Origin of the sequence: Streptomyces sp. NBC_00448, assembly GCF_036014115.1 — a bacterium.
Lineage (GTDB): Bacteria > Actinomycetota > Actinomycetes > Streptomycetales > Streptomycetaceae > Actinacidiphila.
Genome location: NZ_CP107913.1, coordinates 1,182,785 through 1,200,499 on the forward strand (window position 1 = coordinate 1,182,785; position 17,715 = coordinate 1,200,499).

At 73.4% G+C, this 17,715-nt stretch carries 15 protein-coding genes; 8 read left to right on the plus strand and 7 right to left on the minus strand.

Translation table 11 applies throughout. From position 1 onward, the window contains the following. Positions 1–117: 117 nt before the first annotated feature. Complete coding sequence (locus tag OG370_RS05040) at positions 118–834, minus strand: beta-glucanase (protein ID WP_328461013.1); 717 nt, start codon at positions 832–834, stop codon at positions 118–120. 276 nt (positions 835–1,110) lie between these two features. Between OG370_RS05040 and OG370_RS05045 the strand changes: the two genes are divergently transcribed. After that, positions 1,111–3,144: an ATP-binding SpoIIE family protein phosphatase gene (locus OG370_RS05045; RefSeq protein WP_328461015.1), complete on the plus strand. Its 2,034-nt coding sequence runs from the start codon at positions 1,111–1,113 to the stop codon at positions 3,142–3,144. A 102-nt stretch (positions 3,145–3,246) separates the two neighbouring features. Here OG370_RS05045 and OG370_RS05050 read toward each other — a convergent pair whose 3' ends face one another. Then, the gene (locus tag OG370_RS05050) at positions 3,247–3,552 is read right to left on the minus strand and encodes a hypothetical protein (protein WP_328461017.1); all 306 of its coding nucleotides are present in this window, start codon (positions 3,550–3,552) and stop codon (positions 3,247–3,249) included. 286 nt (positions 3,553–3,838) lie between these two features. Here OG370_RS05050 and OG370_RS05055 point away from each other — a divergent pair, with 286 nt between their 5' ends. The 4 genes from OG370_RS05055 (at position 3,839) to OG370_RS05070 (ending at position 9,476) form a co-directional block, all read left to right on the plus strand. Continuing rightward, complete coding sequence (locus tag OG370_RS05055; RefSeq protein WP_328461019.1) at positions 3,839–5,137, plus strand: ABC transporter substrate-binding protein; 1,299 nt, start codon at positions 3,839–3,841, stop codon at positions 5,135–5,137. 15 nt (positions 5,138–5,152) lie between these two features. Then, the gene (locus OG370_RS05060) at positions 5,153–6,109 is read left to right on the plus strand and encodes a carbohydrate ABC transporter permease (protein ID WP_328461021.1); all 957 of its coding nucleotides are present in this window, start codon (positions 5,153–5,155) and stop codon (positions 6,107–6,109) included. Continuing rightward, positions 6,109–6,927: a carbohydrate ABC transporter permease gene (locus tag OG370_RS05065; RefSeq protein WP_328461023.1), complete on the plus strand. Its 819-nt coding sequence runs from the start codon at positions 6,109–6,111 to the stop codon at positions 6,925–6,927. The genes OG370_RS05060 and OG370_RS05065 overlap by 1 nt, the downstream gene beginning before the upstream one ends. Positions 6,928–7,067: 140 nt before the next feature. Further along, on the plus strand, positions 7,068–9,476 hold the full coding sequence (locus tag OG370_RS05070) for a beta-glucosidase (RefSeq protein ID WP_328473800.1): 2,409 nt from the start codon (positions 7,068–7,070) through the stop codon (positions 9,474–9,476). Positions 9,477–9,888: 412 nt separating this feature from the next. Here the strand turns inward: OG370_RS05070 and OG370_RS05075 are convergent, their stop codons facing one another. From OG370_RS05075 to OG370_RS05085, 3 genes are all read right to left on the minus strand, one after another. Further along, the gene (locus OG370_RS05075; protein ID WP_328461025.1) at positions 9,889–10,653 is read right to left on the minus strand and encodes a GNAT family N-acetyltransferase; all 765 of its coding nucleotides are present in this window, start codon (positions 10,651–10,653) and stop codon (positions 9,889–9,891) included. Between the two features lie 468 nt (positions 10,654–11,121). Next, entirely contained in the window at positions 11,122–11,721 is a 600-nt protein-coding gene (locus OG370_RS05080) for a helix-turn-helix domain-containing protein (RefSeq protein WP_328461027.1), read from the minus strand. 85 nt (positions 11,722–11,806) lie between these two features. Beyond that, positions 11,807–12,487 (minus strand): maleylpyruvate isomerase N-terminal domain-containing protein, encoded by a 681-nt coding sequence (locus tag OG370_RS05085; protein WP_328461029.1) that lies wholly within the window; start codon positions 12,485–12,487, stop codon positions 11,807–11,809. 89 nt (positions 12,488–12,576) lie between these two features. Between OG370_RS05085 and OG370_RS05090 the strand changes: the two genes are divergently transcribed. After that, positions 12,577–13,251 (plus strand): MBL fold metallo-hydrolase, encoded by a 675-nt coding sequence (locus OG370_RS05090; RefSeq protein WP_328461031.1) that lies wholly within the window; start codon positions 12,577–12,579, stop codon positions 13,249–13,251. 53 nt (positions 13,252–13,304) lie between these two features. Here the strand turns inward: OG370_RS05090 and OG370_RS05095 are convergent, their stop codons facing one another. Then, positions 13,305–14,186 carry a response regulator gene (locus OG370_RS05095; protein WP_328461033.1) on the minus strand — a complete coding sequence of 294 codons (882 nt, stop codon included), beginning with the start codon at positions 14,184–14,186 and terminating at the stop codon, positions 13,305–13,307. Between the two features lie 314 nt (positions 14,187–14,500). On the opposite strand from OG370_RS05095, the gene OG370_RS05100 reads away from it, so the two are divergent. Together OG370_RS05100 and OG370_RS05105 are read left to right on the plus strand one after the other, a co-directional pair. Then, positions 14,501–16,207: a sensor histidine kinase gene (locus OG370_RS05100; protein WP_443060846.1), complete on the plus strand. Its 1,707-nt coding sequence runs from the start codon at positions 14,501–14,503 to the stop codon at positions 16,205–16,207. Continuing rightward, positions 16,204–17,463: a PP2C family protein-serine/threonine phosphatase gene (locus OG370_RS05105; RefSeq protein ID WP_328461035.1), complete on the plus strand. Its 1,260-nt coding sequence runs from the start codon at positions 16,204–16,206 to the stop codon at positions 17,461–17,463. The genes OG370_RS05100 and OG370_RS05105 overlap by 4 nt, the downstream gene beginning before the upstream one ends. On the opposite strand, the gene OG370_RS05110 is transcribed toward OG370_RS05105, so the two are convergent. Next, positions 17,453–17,710, minus strand: coding sequence for a DNA glycosylase AlkZ-like family protein (locus tag OG370_RS05110; protein ID WP_328473804.1), 258 nt, complete (start codon positions 17,708–17,710; stop codon positions 17,453–17,455). The two genes, OG370_RS05105 and OG370_RS05110, sit on opposite strands and share 11 nt — an antisense overlap. Between the last annotated feature and the right edge of the window lie 5 nt (positions 17,711–17,715).

Sequence of the window (17,715 nt, forward strand, 5' to 3'; positions counted from 1 at the left end):
GATACCGGTGTGACGCATGGGCATCACGTGGTGGCCCGGATCGTAAAGTGGTCTCGACCACCCGTCAATAGGTCTGGACCAAAGCCGGGTTGGCGGATACGGGCCGGACCGCTGCACTCAGCCCCGGCCGGCACCCGGGCGGCGGACCTCCAGGTCGGTGCACTGCCAGCTCAGTTCGCGCACCCCGGGGCCGGGCGCCGGGTGCCCGTACGCGCCCGCCGAGACGCTGATGCAGACCACCAGCCAGGCGCGCCACCGGGCGCCGACGCCCTTCCCGTCCTCGTAGACCGTGCGGCCGTCGACCTGCCAGCGCACGCTGCCGGCGCCGAGGACGACGTCCAGCCGGAAGGGACGGCCGGGGGTGACGACGCCGTCGGCGTAGTCGCCGGCGCCGCCGACGTGGTTGGTCAGTTCGAGCAGGTGCGGATTGGTGGAGTGGTACTCGAAGGCGTCGACCTCGCCGTGGCCGGGCTGCGAGCGGCCGGTGGACAGGTCGCGCCCCCACGTCCACAGCGCGGGCCAGGCGCCCGGCGTGTCGTCCACGACGCAGGTCGCGGAGAGCTCGTCGCCGGGCAGCAGTTCGAAGCCACCGGGGGCGTACTCCGTGGAGACCAGGTCGGTGTGCCAGAGCCCGGCGCCGGCCGCGCGGGCCCGGAAGACGCCGGCGACGGTGGGGCCGTAGGAGGGGCCGATCTGGTCGAGCTTGTTGTCACCGGGGTTGCGGCCGTCGGGCGGGTAGGCGGAGGTACGGCCGACCGCCCAAGCCGAGCGGTCGGTGAAGGGGGCGGCGAACACGACGGGCGCCGGGCGCGCCCCGGACGGCGGGACTGTCATGGGTGCACTCCAGGATGGCGGCCATTACTCCCAGTCAACGCCGGTCACGCCCGGTCGGGACAGCGGCGCGCGGACGTGCGTCGCGGGCGCGCTCGCCGCGGGACGCGCCCCCGGCGGCGGGCCGCCGCCCTGCGGTGCGGCGCGGGTGCGGGGAGCGCGGTCCCGTCGGAGCATGGGACGTAAGCGTACGATCGGGATCAAACCTACCGAACGGTACGGCCATGGCCGGCGAGCGGCGCGCACCCGGCAGGAGCGAGCACGAGCGAAAGGGCGCGGATGGGCGGTGAACCGGACAGGCCGGCTCAGGACCGCGACGACGACGCCGAACTCCGGCAGATCGACGCGCTCAACCGGTTGCGCACGGGGCCGGCGGGGCCCGACGAGCAGGAGCCCGAGGCACCCGACGGCGCCGAGCCTGCCCCCGACCCGCCCGCGCCGGACGCACCCCTGATCGAGGCCGTACCGGCGAGCGGGACCGAGCGCCCCGGCCCGCGCGACCGCACGGAGGACGCCACCGAAGAGGACGCCGAAGGCCCCGCCCCCGACGACTCCCCCGACGATCCCGCCGGACACTCCGCCCGCCCCACGGCCACCGGCTCCCCCGGCACCCGCTCCCGCCACCGCGACGCCCTCCTCGTCGACGCCGGCTCCACCGTCGCCGACGCCGGCTCCCTGGACGAGGCGCTCAAGGCCCTCACCGCCCTGTACGCGCCCGACTTCCCCCTCGACGGCCAGGCCGTCTTCGGTATCAACGGCGCCTTCCTCACCAAGCTCGCCACGCTCGGTTTCCGGGCGACCGGCCCCGAGCGGATCTTCCGCATGCCGCTGTCGACGGGCTATCCGGCCGCCGAGGTGGTCCGCACCGGCCGCCCGGTGTTCCTGGCCACGGCCGACGAGTACCGCCGCCGCTTCCCCGTCACCTACCCGCTGACCGCGCCGAAGGGGCGCAGCTCGTGGGCGTTCCTGCCGCTGATGACCTCGGGGCGGCTGAGCGGGGTGTGGCTGGCGGCGTTCCGTTCGCCGGTGGCGTTCACCGACGACGAGCGGACGCTGCTCACGGTGACCGCGCGGCTGCTGGCGCGGGCCCTGGAGCGCACCCGCACCGGGGAGGCCGAACTCGCGCTCTCCCGCGGCCTGCGCAGCAGCATGGGCCGGGCCGGGCCGGCGATCAAGGGGCTGAGCGTGGCCACCCGCTACGTGCCGACCGGCGGCGGGCTGATGGTGGGCGGCGACTGGTTCGACAGCATCGAACTGCCCAGCGGCCGGCTCGCCCTGGTCATCGGCGACGTGCAGGGCCACGACGTGCACGCGGCGAGCCTGATGACCCAACTGCGCACCGCCGTCCACGCCTACGCCGCCGAGGGGCACGGCCCGGACGCGGTGCTCGCGCGGGCCTCGCGGTTCCTCACCGCGCTGGACGAGGACCGCTTCGCGACCTGCATCTACATCGAGGCCGACCCCGACACCGGGTTGCTCCACCTCGCCCGCGCCGGGCATCCGCACCCGGTGCTGCGGATGCCGGACGGCACCTGCATGCTCAAGCACATCCCCGGCGGCCTGCCGCTCGGCCTGATGCCCGGCGACGACGACTACCCGGTGACGCTCATGGAGCTGCACGACCAGGAAGTCCTGATGCTCTGCACGGACGGCCTGATCGAGACCGGTGGGCACGACATGTACAGCGGGTGGGTGCGGGTGCGCGACGCGATGTCGCCGGGGCCGAGCGCGGACCTGGAGGCCATGGCCGATCGGCTGATCACGGCGGTGAACGGCCCGCAGCAGCCCGGTGGCGGCGTCCGGCCCGAGCCGGACCTGCGCCGCGCGGACGCCCGGCCGCGCAACGAGGACGACATCGCGCTGCTGCTGGTGCGCAGGGACTCCGGGCCGGCCAGGCCGGACGTGCGGGAGCGGCGCCTGGTGCTCACCATCGAGCAGGGCCGGGCGGAGAGCCTGTCGCAGGCCCGTGCCGAACTGGAGTCGCTGCTGCACGACTGGGCCCGGCCGGAGCAGGTGGACACGGCCGTGCTGCTCTCCTCGGAACTGGTCGGCAACGTGCTGATGCACACCGACCAGTCCGCGGCGCTCGTCGCCGTGGTCACCGGGGAGCCTGGTCGGCGCACCCTGAAGGTCGAGGTCACCGACCGCGGCGACGAGTTGCCCCATCAGCGCGCGCCGGGCGAACTGTCCTCCTCAGGACGCGGTCTGGTCCTGCTCGACCTGCTCTCCGACGAGTGGAGCGTGCAGCCGGAGTCCGAGGGCAAGACGGTGTGGTTCGCCCTGCACGAGGACGCCGGCCCGGAAGAGGGCTGACGGCCCGCGCGGTGCGGGCCGTCGCAATGATCCGCCCGCGTGGTGCGGGCTGACACGTGACCTGCCCGCGCGGTACGCACCTGCGCACCGCCGGGCGCTTCGTCACGCGCCCTTGGGCGGGGTGTCGCCGGAGGCGGGTGTGCCGTAGGGCGGGGGAAGTTCCGCCTGCCGGCCGACCGGGCTGTCCTCGGGGCGGGTCCGTACCGCGCCCGGCAGCTCCGGGGCTTCGGCGGCGGGGGGAAGGTCGGGGGTGAGCAGCGGGTCGTGCGGGTGGTGCGCCGTGTGTGCGGCGGGGGCGCCGTACGGGCCGCGGGGAGCGAGCGGGTCAGGGGGGTCGTGCGGGTCGGGCCACTCCGGTCGGTCCCGCCGCCCCCGCTGATGGTCTCTCTGGTCGTCTCCAGAAGTCATGTCCTTCGGGTACCCACCGGCGCTCCCGTAATCGGCCGCCGCCCGCTCCAACCGCTTCGATTCCGAAACGATCGAACCCGCTGGCTACAGCTTTCGACGCCCCCTCCCGCAGCCACTCCGCTTCTCACGCACCCCGCGATACCTGTGTGGCGTGACACCCCGACCCACACACCGTAACGCTTTGATAACCGCAGGCCGGAGGGTTGACCGGCTTTCCCGCCGCACTCTAGCGTCTGGGCGGCGCAGAAATTTCGGCATCGCCGCCGAAACATTCGAAAGGCACTCCATGATGAAGCGCGCTCGGTTCTCTCGTGCCGCCGCCGGTGGCGTGGTGCTCGCACTCGGGCTGTCCATGGCGGCATGCGGGGGCAGCAGTTCGGGGTCCGGCTCCGGCCGCATCCACGTCCTGGTCTACGGCGACGCGACGAACAAGGTGGAGAAGCAGATCGTCGCCACCTTCAACAAGACGTCGAAGGTCAAGGCGGTACTGGACACCATCCCCGGCGCGGACTACCAGCAGAAGCTCCAGACGATCATCACCACCAAGCAGGCCCCCGACATCTTCTACAACTGGGGAGCCGGCAGCATCCAGCCGTTCGTCAAGGCCGGGTTGCTGATGCCGCTGGACAGCTTCATCGCCAAGGACCCGGGGCTGAAGTCCAACTTCCTTCCGTCGGTGTTCAACACGGCGGTCATCGACGGCAAGCCGTACGGCGTCCCGATGCGCGGCACCCAGCCGGTGCTGCTCTTCGACAACAAGAAGGTGCTCGCCGACGCGGGCCTGTCCGAGCCGAAGACCTGGGACGACCTGCTCAACGCCGTCAAGGTGCTCAAGGCCAAGGGCAAGACACCGATCGCGCTGGGCGGCGGCGACCAGTGGCCGACGCAGATGTGGTTCGAGTACATGTACGACCGCATCGCCGGCCCCGGCCTGTTCGAGAAGGCGCTCGGCGGCGACACGAGCGTCTGGAACACCCCCGACAGCCGCAAGGCGCTGACGATGCTCAAGCAGCTCGTGGACGCGGGGGCGTTCGGCGGCAACTACGACTCGGTGAAGTTCAGCGACGGCGGTTCCCCCGCGCTGCTGGCCACCGGCAAGGCCGGCTTCGAGCTGATGGGTTCGTGGGAGTACTCCACCGAGCAGGACGCCAACCCGGACTTCACCAAGAACGACCTCGGCTACGGCCCCTTCCCGAGCGTGCCGGGCGGCAAGGGCAACCCCGACGACGTGGTCGGCAACACCAACAACTTCTACTCGGTGCTGAAGAAGACCAAGTACCCGGACGCCGTCGCTCAGTTCCTCAAGCTCCAGTACTCGGACGAGTTCGTGAAGGCGCACCTGGCCATCGGCAACCTGCCGACCACCACCAACACCCCGAAGTTCCTGGACAGCGCGTCCAACCCGGCCTACCTGAAGTACCAGTTCGACATGGTCAAGCAGGCCCCCTCGTTCCAGCTCTCGTGGGACCAGGCGTACCCGCCGTCGCAGACCACGGCCATCCACACCGCCGTCCAGGAGTTCTTCGACGGCAAGATCAACGCCGACGGCTTCATCAAGGCCATGCAGGGCCTTTCGGCGTCCTGACCCAGGGACCACGCCATGACCACCACCTCGACCGCGCCGCCCGCCGCGCGCGGCGGGCGGGCCACCCGGCCCGCTCGCCGCCCGGCCCGGCGGTCCGGCTCCGCCGTGACCCGCCCGGGCCTTGCCTGGGCGGTCCCCGCCACCTTGTTCTTCGCCCTGTTCGCCCTCCTGCCGCTGGTGCTGGTGGCGGTGCTCTCCTTCACCAGCTGGGACGGCCTGGGCGCGCCCGAGTTCGCCGGCCTGGACAACTGGCGCGCGCTGCTGCACGACCACACCATGATCCAGAGCCTGTGGCTGAGCGTCCTGATCACCGTGCTCGGCGTCACCGTGCAGACCCCGCTGAGCATCCTGCTCGGGGTGTGGGCGGCCGGTAAGCAGCGCAACCGCGCCGTGCTGTCGGCGGTGTTCTTCGTACCGCTGCTGCTGTCGGCGACCGCGGTGTCCGTGCTGTGGCGGGCCCTGCTCGACCCGAACTTCGGGGTGCCCGCGCAGGCCCGCTGGCTGTTCGGCAACGGCAACCTGCTGGGCATGCAGTCCGGCGCGATCGGCGTGCTGGTCTTCGTCGGCGCCTGGCAGTACACGCCCTTCCACACCCTCATCTACCAGGGCGCGACCCGCGCCATCCCGCAGGTCCTCTACCAGGCCGCGGCGATCGACGGCGCGGGCACCGTACGGCAGTTCTTCCACATCACGCTGCCGCAACTGCGCAACACCATGATCACCTCGATGATCCTGATGGTGGTCGGCGGCCTGACCACGTTCGACACGGTACTGATCCTCACCCAGGGCGGCCCCGGCACCGACACCACCATCAGCGCCTACTACATGTACGAACAGGCCTTCAAGAGCTTCGACTTCGGCGGCGGCGCGGCGATCGCGCTGGTCCTGGTGCTGGTCGCCACAGTCATCTCGCTGGTCGTGGTGCGGGTCTCCGGCTACGACCGGATGCGCAGCAGCTCGGAGGGTCTGTGATGAGAAGCCGCCCCAACTTCCTGGCCGGACTCGGCTCGCTGGTCTGGCTGTTCCTGGTCGGCCTGCCGCTGTACGTCATGCTCGCCGCGACCCTGCGCAGCCGGGACGACTACGCCCAGCAGGGCCCGCTGTCCTTCCCGAAGCACTTCACGCTGCACAACTACACGCAGGACTTCTCCAACGGCTTCGGCCGGTACTTCTTCCACACCCTGCTGGTGACCGCCGCGGTGGTGGCCATCGTGGTGCTGCTGGTGCCGCCGCTGTCGTACGCGATCGTGCGCGGCCGCGGCCGGATCACCACCGGCGTCTTCCGGCTGTTCCTGCTCGGCCTCGCGGTGCCCGCGCAGGCGGTCATCGTGCCGATGTTCTACGTCATCAACCGCGCCGGGCTCTACGACAACCTCGCCGGGGTGATCCTGCCGACCGCGGCGTTCTGCCTGCCGGTGAGCGCCCTGGTGCTGACCGGGGTGATGCGCGACATCACCCCCGACCTGTACGAGGCGATGGCGATGGACGGGGCCCCGCAGTGGCGGGTGTTCGTCCAGCTGGTGCTGCCGCTGTCCAAGGGCGGGCTGTCCACGATCGTGGTCTTCTCCGCGCTCCAGGCGTGGAACGGCTTCCTCTTCCCACTGGTGCTGACCCAGTCCGACTCCTCCAAGGTGGTCACCCTGGGCCTGTACGACTTCCAGACCGAGCACGGCGTGGACATCCCCGGCCTGCTGGCCGCGGTGGTGCTGTCGATGCTGCCGATCCTCATCGTCTACCTGTTCGCCCGCCGTGCCCTGGTGCAGGGGCTGATGGGCGTCGGAGGAAAGTGACCGACACCGTGCCCGAACAGACCGTGCCCGAACAGACCGTGCCCGAACAGACCGCCCCGGGACACACACCCGCGCCCGCCGCCCGCTGGCGGGACGCCTCCCTGCCGCCCGCGGCCAGGGCCGACGCCCTGATCGCCGAGATGACCCTGCCGGAGAAGGCCGCGCAGCTGTACGGCATCTGGGTGGGCGCCTCCGCCGAAGGCGGCGAAGTCGCCCCCCACCAGCACGAGATGGAGGAACCGGTCGCCCTCGACGAGCTGCTGCCGCAGGGCCTGGGCCAGCTCACCCGGCCGTTCGGCACCGCACCGGTCGACCCGGCGCTCGGCGCGCTGTCGCTGCTGCGCACCCAGCGCCGGATCATGGCCGCGGGCCGGTTCGGCATCCCCGCGCTCGCCCACGAGGAGTGCCTGGCGGGCTTCGCCGCCTGGGGGGCCACCGCCTACCCGGTGCCGCTGGCCTGGGGCGCGACCTTCGACCCCGCGCTGGTGCGCACCATGGCCGAGCGGATCGGCCGCGACATGCGGGCGGTCGGCGTGCACCAGGGGCTCGCGCCGGTGCTGGACGTGGTGCGCGACCCGCGCTGGGGCCGGGTCGAGGAGACCATCGGCGAGGACCCGTACCTGGTCGGCACGATCGGCACCGCCTACGTGCGCGGGCTGGAGTCGGCCGGGATCGTCGCCACCCTCAAGCACTTCGCGGGCTACTCCGCCTCCCGCGCGGGCCGCAACCTCGCGCCGGTCGGCATGGGCGGCCGGGAGCGCGCCGACGTCATCCTGCCGCCGTTCGAGATGGCGGTGCGCGAGAGCGGCGTCCGCTCGGTGATGCACGCCTACACCGACACCGACGGCATCCCGTCGGCGGCCGACGAGCAGTTGCTGACCGGGCTGCTCCGCGACACCTGGGGCTTCACCGGGACCGTCGTCGCCGACTACTTCGGCGTCGCCTTCCTCCAGACCCTGCACGGCGTGGCGGGCACCCTCGGGGAGGCGGCCGGCGCGGCGCTCGCGGCGGGCGTCGATGTCGAACTGCCCACCGTCAAGGCGTACGGTGAGCCGCTGCTCAAGGCGGTCGCCGGCGGACGGGTGCCGGAGGCGCTGCTGGACCGGGCGGTGCACCGGGTGCTGGTGCAGAAGGCCCAACTCGGGCTGCTGGACGCGGGATGGGACCCGGTGCCGCAGGTGCTGGCCGGGCGCGTCGACGGGGTGGCCGCTCCGGGGCGGGCGCCGGCGCAGGACAGCGCGGAGACGGAGACGGGCGCGGATTCGGGTGCGGGTACGGCGGTCGGCGACGGCAACGGCGACGGCCCGGACGCGTCCGTGTCGGCCGCGGGCGCGCTGTACCGGGAGGCGCTGCGCGGCAGCGTGGACCTGGACTCGGCCGCCAACCGGGACATCGCCCGCCGGGTCGCCGAGGAGAGCGTGGTGCTGCTGCGCAACGACGGCACCCTGCCGCTCCACCGGCCGGGCGTGATCGCGGTCATCGGCCCCAACGCCGAGACACCCACGGCGGTGCTCGGCTGCTACGCCTTCCCCATGCACGTCGGGGTCCAGCACCCGGAGGTGCCGGCCGGCATCGAACTGCCCACGCTGCGCGAGGCGTTGGCGGCGCAGTTCACCGACAGCCGGATCGTCGCGGCGGCCGGCTGCGGCGTGGACGACCAGGACACCGCCGGGTTCGCCGAGGCGGTGCGCGCGGCCGCCGAGGCGGACGTGGTGGTGCTCGCCCTCGGCGACCGGGCGGGGCTGTTCGGCCGGGGCACCAGCGGCGAGGGGTGCGACGCGGAGTCGCTGGCGCTGCCGGGCGTGCAGCAGCAACTCCTCGACGCGGTCCTGGACACCGGCCGGCCGGTCGTCCTCACCCTGCTCGCCGGACGGCCGTACGCGCTCGGCCGCGCGGTGGACGAGGCAGCCGCCATCGTGCAGGCGTTCTTCCCCGGTGAGGAGGGCACCGCGGCCGTCGCGGCCGTGCTCGCCGGGCAGGTCGAGCCGTCCGGGCGGCTGCCGGTGAGCGTGCCGAGCCGGCCGGGCAGCCAGCCGACCACGTACCTGGCCGCACGGCTGGGCCGGGCCAGCGAGGTCTCCAACGTCGACCCGACCCCGGCGTACGCCTTCGGGCACGGGCTGACGTACACCACCTTCCAGTGGACGGACCTGCGCGTCGCGGACTTCCAGGCCGGCACGGACGGGGAGGTGACCTGCTCCTTCACCGTCCGCAACACCGGGCGGCGCGAGGGCACCGAGACGGTCCAGGTCTATCTGCACGACCCGGTCGCCTCCGTGGTCCAGCCGCAGCAACGGCTGGTCGGCTACCGGCGGCTGCGCCTCGCGCCGGGCGCCTCCGCGCGCGTGGAGCTGACCGTGCCCGCCGACCTGGCCGCGTTCACCGGCCGCGACGGCCGCCGCGTGGTGGAACCCGGCACCCTCGAACTGCGCCTGGGCGCCTCCAGTACGGACCTGCGGCTCACCGTCGTCTGCACCCTGACCGGGCCGCCCCGCGTGGTGGACCACACCCGCAGGTTGCACCCGGGCTTCACGGTGGACCGGGGGTAGGCGGAAGGCACGCCGGCGCCCCCTGTCCGTGCCGGGCAGGGGGCGCCGGTGTGCCGTGCGGGCGCGGGCCCCGGCGGCGCAGCGCGAGCCGGGCCGGCCGGTTGCCGAGGAACGACCCGGCCCGCACGATCACCGCGATGGTCGCCGCCGTGATGTACACGATCGGCCCGTCGTACCGCTGGGAGCCGTAGGTGATCGCGAAGTCGCCCGGCCCTCCGCCGCCGAACGGGCCCGAGCGCCTCCGGGATCGGCACCGTCACCACTATGCCGATCCGCCGGGCGCCGGGCGCACTGGCCGCCCGCCTTGCCGGACAAGCGGGTTCGGGAACCCTCGGCTCACGAACTTTTGCCTTCGGGCTGCGCGCGGCGCCGTCGGAGCCGGTACCGCGCGCGGTTCCCGTAACCTGCCCGCCTACGCCTCCAACGCCATGTAGAGCCGTGTGCCCTGCGGGGAGTAGCCGAGCCGCTCGTAGACCCGGCGGGAGCCGTCCCCGGAGTACTCCAACCAGACCGATTCGGCGCCCTGTTCGAACATCGCCGCGGTGAGCGCGGCGGTGACGGCGGCGCCGATGCCGCGGCGGCGGAAGGCGGGCCGGGTGCCGACGCCCGCCAGCTCCGCGGTACCGACCGCGGGCGCGGAGCAGGAGCCGCCGCCCGCGCAACCGCCGTCGGGGGCGCTGACGAACCGCACCGCTCCCCCGTTCTCCTGGGTACGCCGCAACCGGGCGACGCCCTCCGCGGACGCGGCGAACTCCCCCTCGAACGCCTCGGACAGGGCCGCGTCGATCGCCGCGTACTGCTGCTCGGTGGTCGGGGCCGCCACGAGTGGCCCGGGCAGGCTGCCGGCGGACGGCGGCATGCTCAGTATCCCCGGCTCGCAGACCAGGTACTCGTGCACCGCCTCCACCCCGAACCCGGCGGCGCGCAGCGCGGGTTCGACCTCGGGTGCGCGGTCTGGCGCGAACTCCAGCCGCGGCTTGAGCCCGCGGTCACGGAACGCGGTGACGAGAGCGGCGACGTCCGCCGCGGTCGGCTCGGCGCCGGGCAGCGGGGTGGCGTAGTTGACGTACGGGCTGGAGGTGGCGGGGTCGAAGCCCGCGACGAAGCCTCCGACCGCCACCGCCTCAGGGCGACGGCGGAGGTTGGCGACGGCGAAGTTCTGGACATTGGTGCCCACGATGATGTGACCTCACGAAAATAGACACGGTGAAGCGCTCTCCCGCATGGCCGTGACCGAGCGATCGGCGGTGCCGGCGGGAAGCGCGTGCTGCCGCCTGGCCCGGCGAGGTGCCGGGCGGGCCGTCCCCCGCGCGAAGGAGACCGGCGGTGCGGGAAGCACCGCGGCGAAGGACCGCCGCACGCGAAGCGCGTGGCACGAACGGAGGCCGCTGCTCGACGGGGAGCAGGACCGGACCGCTCAGCGCGTACGGCGGCCGCTGCGGGACGCCGGAGCCATGGACTTCATTCCCAACCGTGTGTGAGACCCGGGACCACAACGGCCGCCGGGCGGGCCCGACTCTGCCACGGCGGCCGCCGGCGGCGCAACGCGATTACCCGCGGGACCCGGGGGCGCCCCGGCCCGGCCCGCGAGCCGGCCCCGGGGGGCGCCGCCGCCCTGCCTGGCCCGGGTCGGCTCGGGCCCGGGTCAGCTCGGGTCGGGGACGGAACGGGCCCGGAGATGCACGCGTTCGCCCTGCGGCCCGAACAGGGCGAGGAACTCCACCGGTCGGTCGCCGGCGTTGGCGAACCCGTGCGGGGTGCGGGTGTCGAACTCGGCGGCCTCCCCGGCGGTGAGGATCACGTCGCGGTCGCCGAGCGCGAGCCGCAGCCGGCCGGAGAGCACGTACAGCCACTCGTAGCCCTCGTGGGTGCGCTGCTCCAGGCGGCCGTCCACGTCGGGACCGCCCGGCTGGACCGGCATGATCTGCTTGTACGCGTGCAGGCCGCCGAGGTAGTGGGTGAGCGGCACGAAGGTCTGGCCGTGGCGGGTGAAGGGCCGCGGGTGGATACGCGGGTCGCCGGTGGCGGGCGCGCCGACGAGCTCGTCCAGCGGGACGCCGTACGCCTTCGCCAGTGGCAGCAGCAGTTCGAGGGTGGGTTTGCGCCGGCCCGACTCCAGCCGGGACAGCGTGCTCAGCGAGATGCCGGTGGTCTCGGCGAGCTGGGCGAGGGTGAAGGCGCGGGCATGTCGCAGGCTTCGCAGCCGCGGACCCACTCCGGCGAGGACTTCGTGCAGTTCGGCCATATCCCGTATGTGCCATTGCGGCAACATTCTTTGTCAAGTTCCGCCGCGCGGAACCCCGACGCCCGGCACAACGGGAACCGCCGCGTCAGCCGAAGAGGGGGAAGCGGTCCGCGTCCGGGCCGAGCAGGCGGCGCTCGGCCGGGGTGAGGGGGGTGCGGCCGGTGGCGGCGCGGGCGTAGTGCGCGTCGGTCCACTCGACGGGCACCGGGCGGCCGAGCAGACCGTCGAGGCTGGTGCGGGTGGTGGCCAGTCCGGCCGCCGAGGGCCCGGCAGCGCCGGGCAGGTCCGTGACGAGGTCGAGGTGGTGGACGGTGGCCTCGATCACCAGGGTGCGGACGAGGTCGGCGGCGGTCAGCGTGTGCCCCTGGGTGGCCACCAGCCCGCCGGGATCGGCCGCCGCGGCCGCGTGCACGGCGGCGGCCGCCGTCTCCGCGTACAGCTCGCGCAACTGGCCGAAGTCGAGGAACATGCTCGCGCTGACCCGCACCCAACGGCGGCCGTTCGCCGCGCCGGCGGTGCCCGGCTGCCAGCCCTGCCAGTACGTCACGGCGTCGCGGTCCGCGGGTCCGGGAGCCGGGGTGTGCAGGGCGACAAGGCCGCGCTGGGCGTCGGCGAGGCAGTGGAAGACCAGATCGCGGACCGCCCAGCCGGTGCAGCCGGTCGGCTGCCACGACTCCCGCTCGCCGAGGTCCGCCAGCACCGCGGTGAACGCCCCGTAAGCGGCGCGCAGCGCGTCCACCGCGGTCGTGTCCCGCTCGTCCGCCATCCGGCCAGCCTACGGGTCCGCACGCAGTTCCCGGTGAGCCGTCGGCGAACGGCGACGCGCCCGCCGGGGCGGCCGTGCAGGCTGGACGCATGGATGTGATCGAGGTACTGCCGAGGCTGCGCATGCTCCGTTTCCCGGTGGGCGCGGCCTACTTGTGGCGCGACGACGACGGCGGGCTGACCCTGGTCGACGCCGGGGCCGCGGACTGCGCGGAGCGGATCGAGGAGGTGCTGGACGGCGGGTTGCGGCGGATCGTGCTGACGCACTGGCACGAGGACCATACGGGTGCGGCCGCCGAACTGGCCGCCCGGCACGGCGCGGAGGTGGTGGCGCACCGTCTGGAGGCACCGGTGATCCGGGGGCGGGCGGCCGGATCGCCGCCCGTGCTGGAGGAGTTCGAGGTGCCCATCCGGGCGGCCGTCCCGCCGCTGCCGCCGGCCCCGCCGTGCCGGGTGGACCGTGAGGTCGATGACGGGGACGTGCTGGAGTTCGGCGGCGGGGCGGTGGTCGTGGCGGTGCCCGGGCACACGGACGGGTCGATCGCGCTCCATCTACCCGGCCCCGGCGTGCTGTTCACCGGCGACGCGGTCGCCAACGCCGGCCGGACGATGCTGGGCGTCTTCAACACCGACCGCGCCCGGGCCGTCGCGTCACTGCACCGGATCGCCGAACTGGAGGCCACCACCGCGGTCTTCGGTCACGGCGACCCGATCGCGCACGGCGCGGCGGCGGCCCTGCGCGGGGCGGCGGCAGCGACGGAGTGACCGTGGGACGCGGGTCGGCACCCCGGTCCCGCAGCCGCTCCCCGGCCTCGCGGCTACTCCTCCTCGCGGCTCGGCACGGTCGCGGTCTCCAGGAAGAACTCGTCGATGCGGCGCACCGCCTGGAGGAAGTCGTCCAGGTTGACCGGCTTGGTGACGTAGGCGTTGGCGTGCCGGCTGTAGGCGGCGGTGATGTCGTCGGGGGTGGAGGAGGTGGTCAGCACGACCACAGGGATGGGGCCGAGCTGCGGGTCGTCCTTGAGCACGCCGAGCAACTCGCGGCCGTTCATCCGGGGCATGTTCAGGTCCAGGACGATCAGGTCGGGGCGCGGGTTGTCCGGCGAGCGCAGGTACTCCAGCGCGGTGATGCCGTCCGTGGCACGGGCGATGGAGCGGACCATGCCCTTGTCGTTCATGGCCTCCTCGATCAGCAGCGCGTCGGCGGCGTCGTCCTCGACGAGCAGGACGTGGTAGGAGCGGTCGGGCATGAGGGCGTTCACGGATGCGCTCCTGGAGGTCCGGGCGGGCAAGGGCCGGGTGGGTTGGTCGGCGACGAAGACAAGACCGGGCCAGCGTCGGCGCGCGCCCTGGCGGGTGATGCCCCAGGCGCTGCCGAGTTCGGGGTAGCCGGCTCCCTGCCGGGCGGCGGCCGAAGCCGCTTGCATGGCGCAGGAGTCGACGGCTCGTAGCAGGTACGACAGGGCGTGCAGCCGGGCCAGCGGTTCGACGGCCCGGCCTTCGGCGGTCTGGGGGTGGGCCGGGCCGCGCGGGGCGGCCCGGGTCGATCCGGTTCGGGCGTCAACCAGGCGGCGTGCGCCCCGCCGGAGCGGTACGAACTCCTCCTCGGCGAGTCTGCGGGCGAGGTCCTCCACGGCGCGCTCTGCCAGCTCGGTGAGCCGGTCGTGTTCGGGTGGCAGGGAGGTTCGCTCGCTGGGCACTGGTGCACTCTATACGGGCATGACCGCGATCGGACAACCCATGTTGTCCCACCAGTGTACTGTTGCCGCACTGCGACTGTTCGTGGTGCTAAGTTTTTCGCTGACCCGCCGCGACCCGCGGCGGTCGACGTGTTCGAGGAGCAGCCGTGACCGGCGTTGTGCCGATACGCGACGACGGGCAGGATCGGGCGGTGCACACCGAGAGTTCACCGCCACAGCCGCAGCAGTCGCGGCAGGAGGCCGGGCCCGACCCGACCGCCGAGCCTGATCCACCTGCCGAACCCGACCCGCCCGCCGAGCCCGGGACACCGGGCCTGCGGGCCCGCGTCCGCCGGCCGGTCCAGGACGGCTGGACCACGCGCCGGTGGCTGGTGGTCGGCACCTGCGCCGCGCTCACCGTGCTGCTGGCGCTCGCACTCGCCGGCGGCTGGGTCTTCGCCCGCTCCTCCCGCCTCACCGACAACCTGGCCGACTCCGACACGCCCGCCCTGGTGGCCGCGGCGCAGCTGGAGGACACGCTGATCAGCCAGGAGACCGGCGTACGCGGCTACGGCATCACCGGGCAGCGGTCCTTCCTGCAGCCCTACACCGACGGTCTGGCCGACCAGCGCGAACACACCGCTGTCCTGCGTAGGTTGCTCGCGCACGACAAGGGGGCGAACGCCGACCTGGACGCGATGCTGGCCCGCACCGAGGTGTGGCAGTCCCGGATCGCCCGCCCGATCGCGGCGGCCGCACCGGGCGCCCCGGTGGCGCTGGCGGCGCAGCGGGCCGAGGAGGGCAAGCACGAGTTCGACGCGGTACGGGCGGCCGCCGGCCGGCTGGAGCGGACGCTCGCCGAGCGGCACGACAAGGCCCGTGCGGACCTGCGGCGGGTGGACGCCGAGCGCGACTGGATCTTCGGCTTCATCGCGGCCGTGATCACCGCGCTCACCGCGCTGATCTTCGTCGGGCTGCGCCGTGGCGTGACCGGTCCGCTGGGTCGACTCTCCCGCGACGTCAGGACGGTGGCCGACGGCGACTTCGGCCACCGGGTGGCGGCGACCGGCCCGGCCGACGTCCGCGCGCTGGCGGTGGACGTGGAGTCGATGCGCGTGCGCCTGGTGGAGACGCTGGCGTTCAGCGACACCGTGCGCGACCGGCTGGACGAGCAGGCGACCGATCTGCGGCGCTCCAACGCGGAGTTGGAGCAGTTCGCGTATGTCGCCTCGCACGACCTCCAGGAGCCGCTGCGGAAGGTGGCGAGCTTCTGCCAGCTCCTCCAGCGCCGCTACGCCGACCAACTCGACGACCGCGCCGGGCAGTACATCGAGTTCGCGGTCGACGGCGCCAACCGGATGCAGACGCTCATCAACGACCTGCTCGCGTTCTCCCGGGTGGGCCGGGTGCACGCCGACTCCACCGCGGTGGACCTGGAGACGCTGTACACCAGGACCACCGACTCGCTGAGCCTCGCGGTCGAGGAGTCGGGTGCCGAGCTGACCCACGACCCGCTGCCGGTGGTCAGCGGCGACGCCACCCAACTGGGCATGCTGCTGCAGAACCTGCTCTCCAACGCGGTCAAGTTCCGCGCCCCGGACCGGCCGCCGCGTATCCACCTGTCGGTGGCGCCGGACGGCGAGGAGCGGTGGGAGTTCGCGGTGACCGACAACGGGATCGGTATCGCGCCGGAGTTCGCCGAGCGGGTGTTCGTGATCTTCCAGCGGTTGCACACCCGCGACGCCTATCCCGGCAACGGCATCGGCCTGGCGCTGTGCAAGAAGATCGTCGACTTCCACGGCGGCGACGTCCGGATCGACGCCGACCACTCCCCCGGCACGCGGATCGTCTTCACGCTCCCGCGCCGCGCGGAACAACCAGCGCCGCAACCGGCAGCGGAGACGCAACCGGCAGCGGAGACGCAGGCGGGTCCGGAGGCGCGGTCGGTGCGGGCCTCGCTGCCGGCGCCGGAGCCGCAGCCGGAGTCGGAGCCGGAGCCGGACGGCGACAAGGACGCGGGAACGTCGGGAGCGGGGCTGTGACCGGTGACAACGCGGCCGTGGACGCCGCGTCCAGAGCACCGCAGTCCGCCGACACGTACCGCGTGCTGCTCGTCGAGGACGACCCCGGGGACGCCCTGCTGGTCGAGGAGTACCTCTCCGACACCACGCTGAACGTACGGCTGCACTGGGCGCAGACCCTCGCCGACGCGATGGGGCGGATGGCGCAGGAGGCACCCGAGTGCATCCTGCTCGACCTGCACCTGCCGGACGCCTCCGGGATCGGCGCCGTGCACCAGGCCCAGGCGGCCTGCCCGTCGTCGGCGATCATCGTGCTGACCGGACTCGCCGAGAGCCGGGCCGGCGCGGACGCGGTCGCCGCCGGGGCGCAGGACTACCTGGTGAAGGGCACGGTCACCGGCGAGCTGCTGGACCGCGCGATCCGGTACGCCGTGCACCGCAAGCACGCCGAGCAGACCGCCGCGCGACTGCGGCTCAACGAGCAGCGCGCGCAGGAGAACCAGCGGCTGGAGCGGGGCCTGCTGCCGGTGCCGATGCGTACCGGGACCGCGGTGAGCACGGCGTCCTGCTACCTGCCGGGCCGCGAAGGCGCCCTGCTGGCCGGGGACTTCCTCGATGTGGTGGAGACGCCCGACGGGACCGTGCACGCGGTGATCGGCGACGTCAGCGGGCACGGGCCGGACGCGGCCGCGATCGGGGTGTGCCTGCGTATCGCGTGGCGCACGCTGGTGCTGAGCGGGCACCGGGACGCGGACCTGCTCGGGGTGATCGAGCAGATCCTCGTCGCGGAACGGACCACGTCGTCGATGTTCGCGACGGTCGCGACGCTGTCGCTGACGCCCGCCACGGGCGGCGCCGGCTGCCGGGTGGAGGTGACGCTCGCCGGGCACGACGCGCCGCTGCTCATCGAGGCAGGCGGGGACGGGGACGGCGAGGCCGGTGCGGGCACGGCAGGTGCCCGGCTCCCGCGCCGTACCAGCCAGATGGCCGCGCTCCCGGGCATCGCGCTCGGCCTGGTACCGGGTCTCGCGGACTGGCGGACCACCGAGTCGGAGCTGCCCGGCAGCGGTTCCCTGCTGCTGTTCACCGACGGTCTCACCGAAGGCCATGTCGGCGCCGGCGGCGAACGCCTCGGCACCGAGGGCCTGGTGGCGTTGGTGGACGCCGCTCCCCCGCTCGCGGGCCGCCCGTTCGTCGACCATCTCGCCACCACCGCCCAGGAGATGGACGCGGGCAGGCACCTCGACGACATCGCGGTGCTGCTGCTCACCTGGTAGCGGAGGAGCGCAACCCTGACCCCGCGGGCGCGCACCCGCACGCCCGCGGGCCCAGGCCTTCACCACCGTGTGGTCGGCCCCGGCGGCTCGCCCGCGGGCTGTCGCGCATGGCGGCGTGGCAGGCCGCGTAGTCCTCGGCGTGGACGGCGTGCAGGGTGATCCGCATCAGGCTCGCCTTGACGATCCGGCGGTCCGCGAACACCGCGTAAAGGTCCTCGGGGGCGAAGTCCCGTACCCGGTTCCACAGCGGGA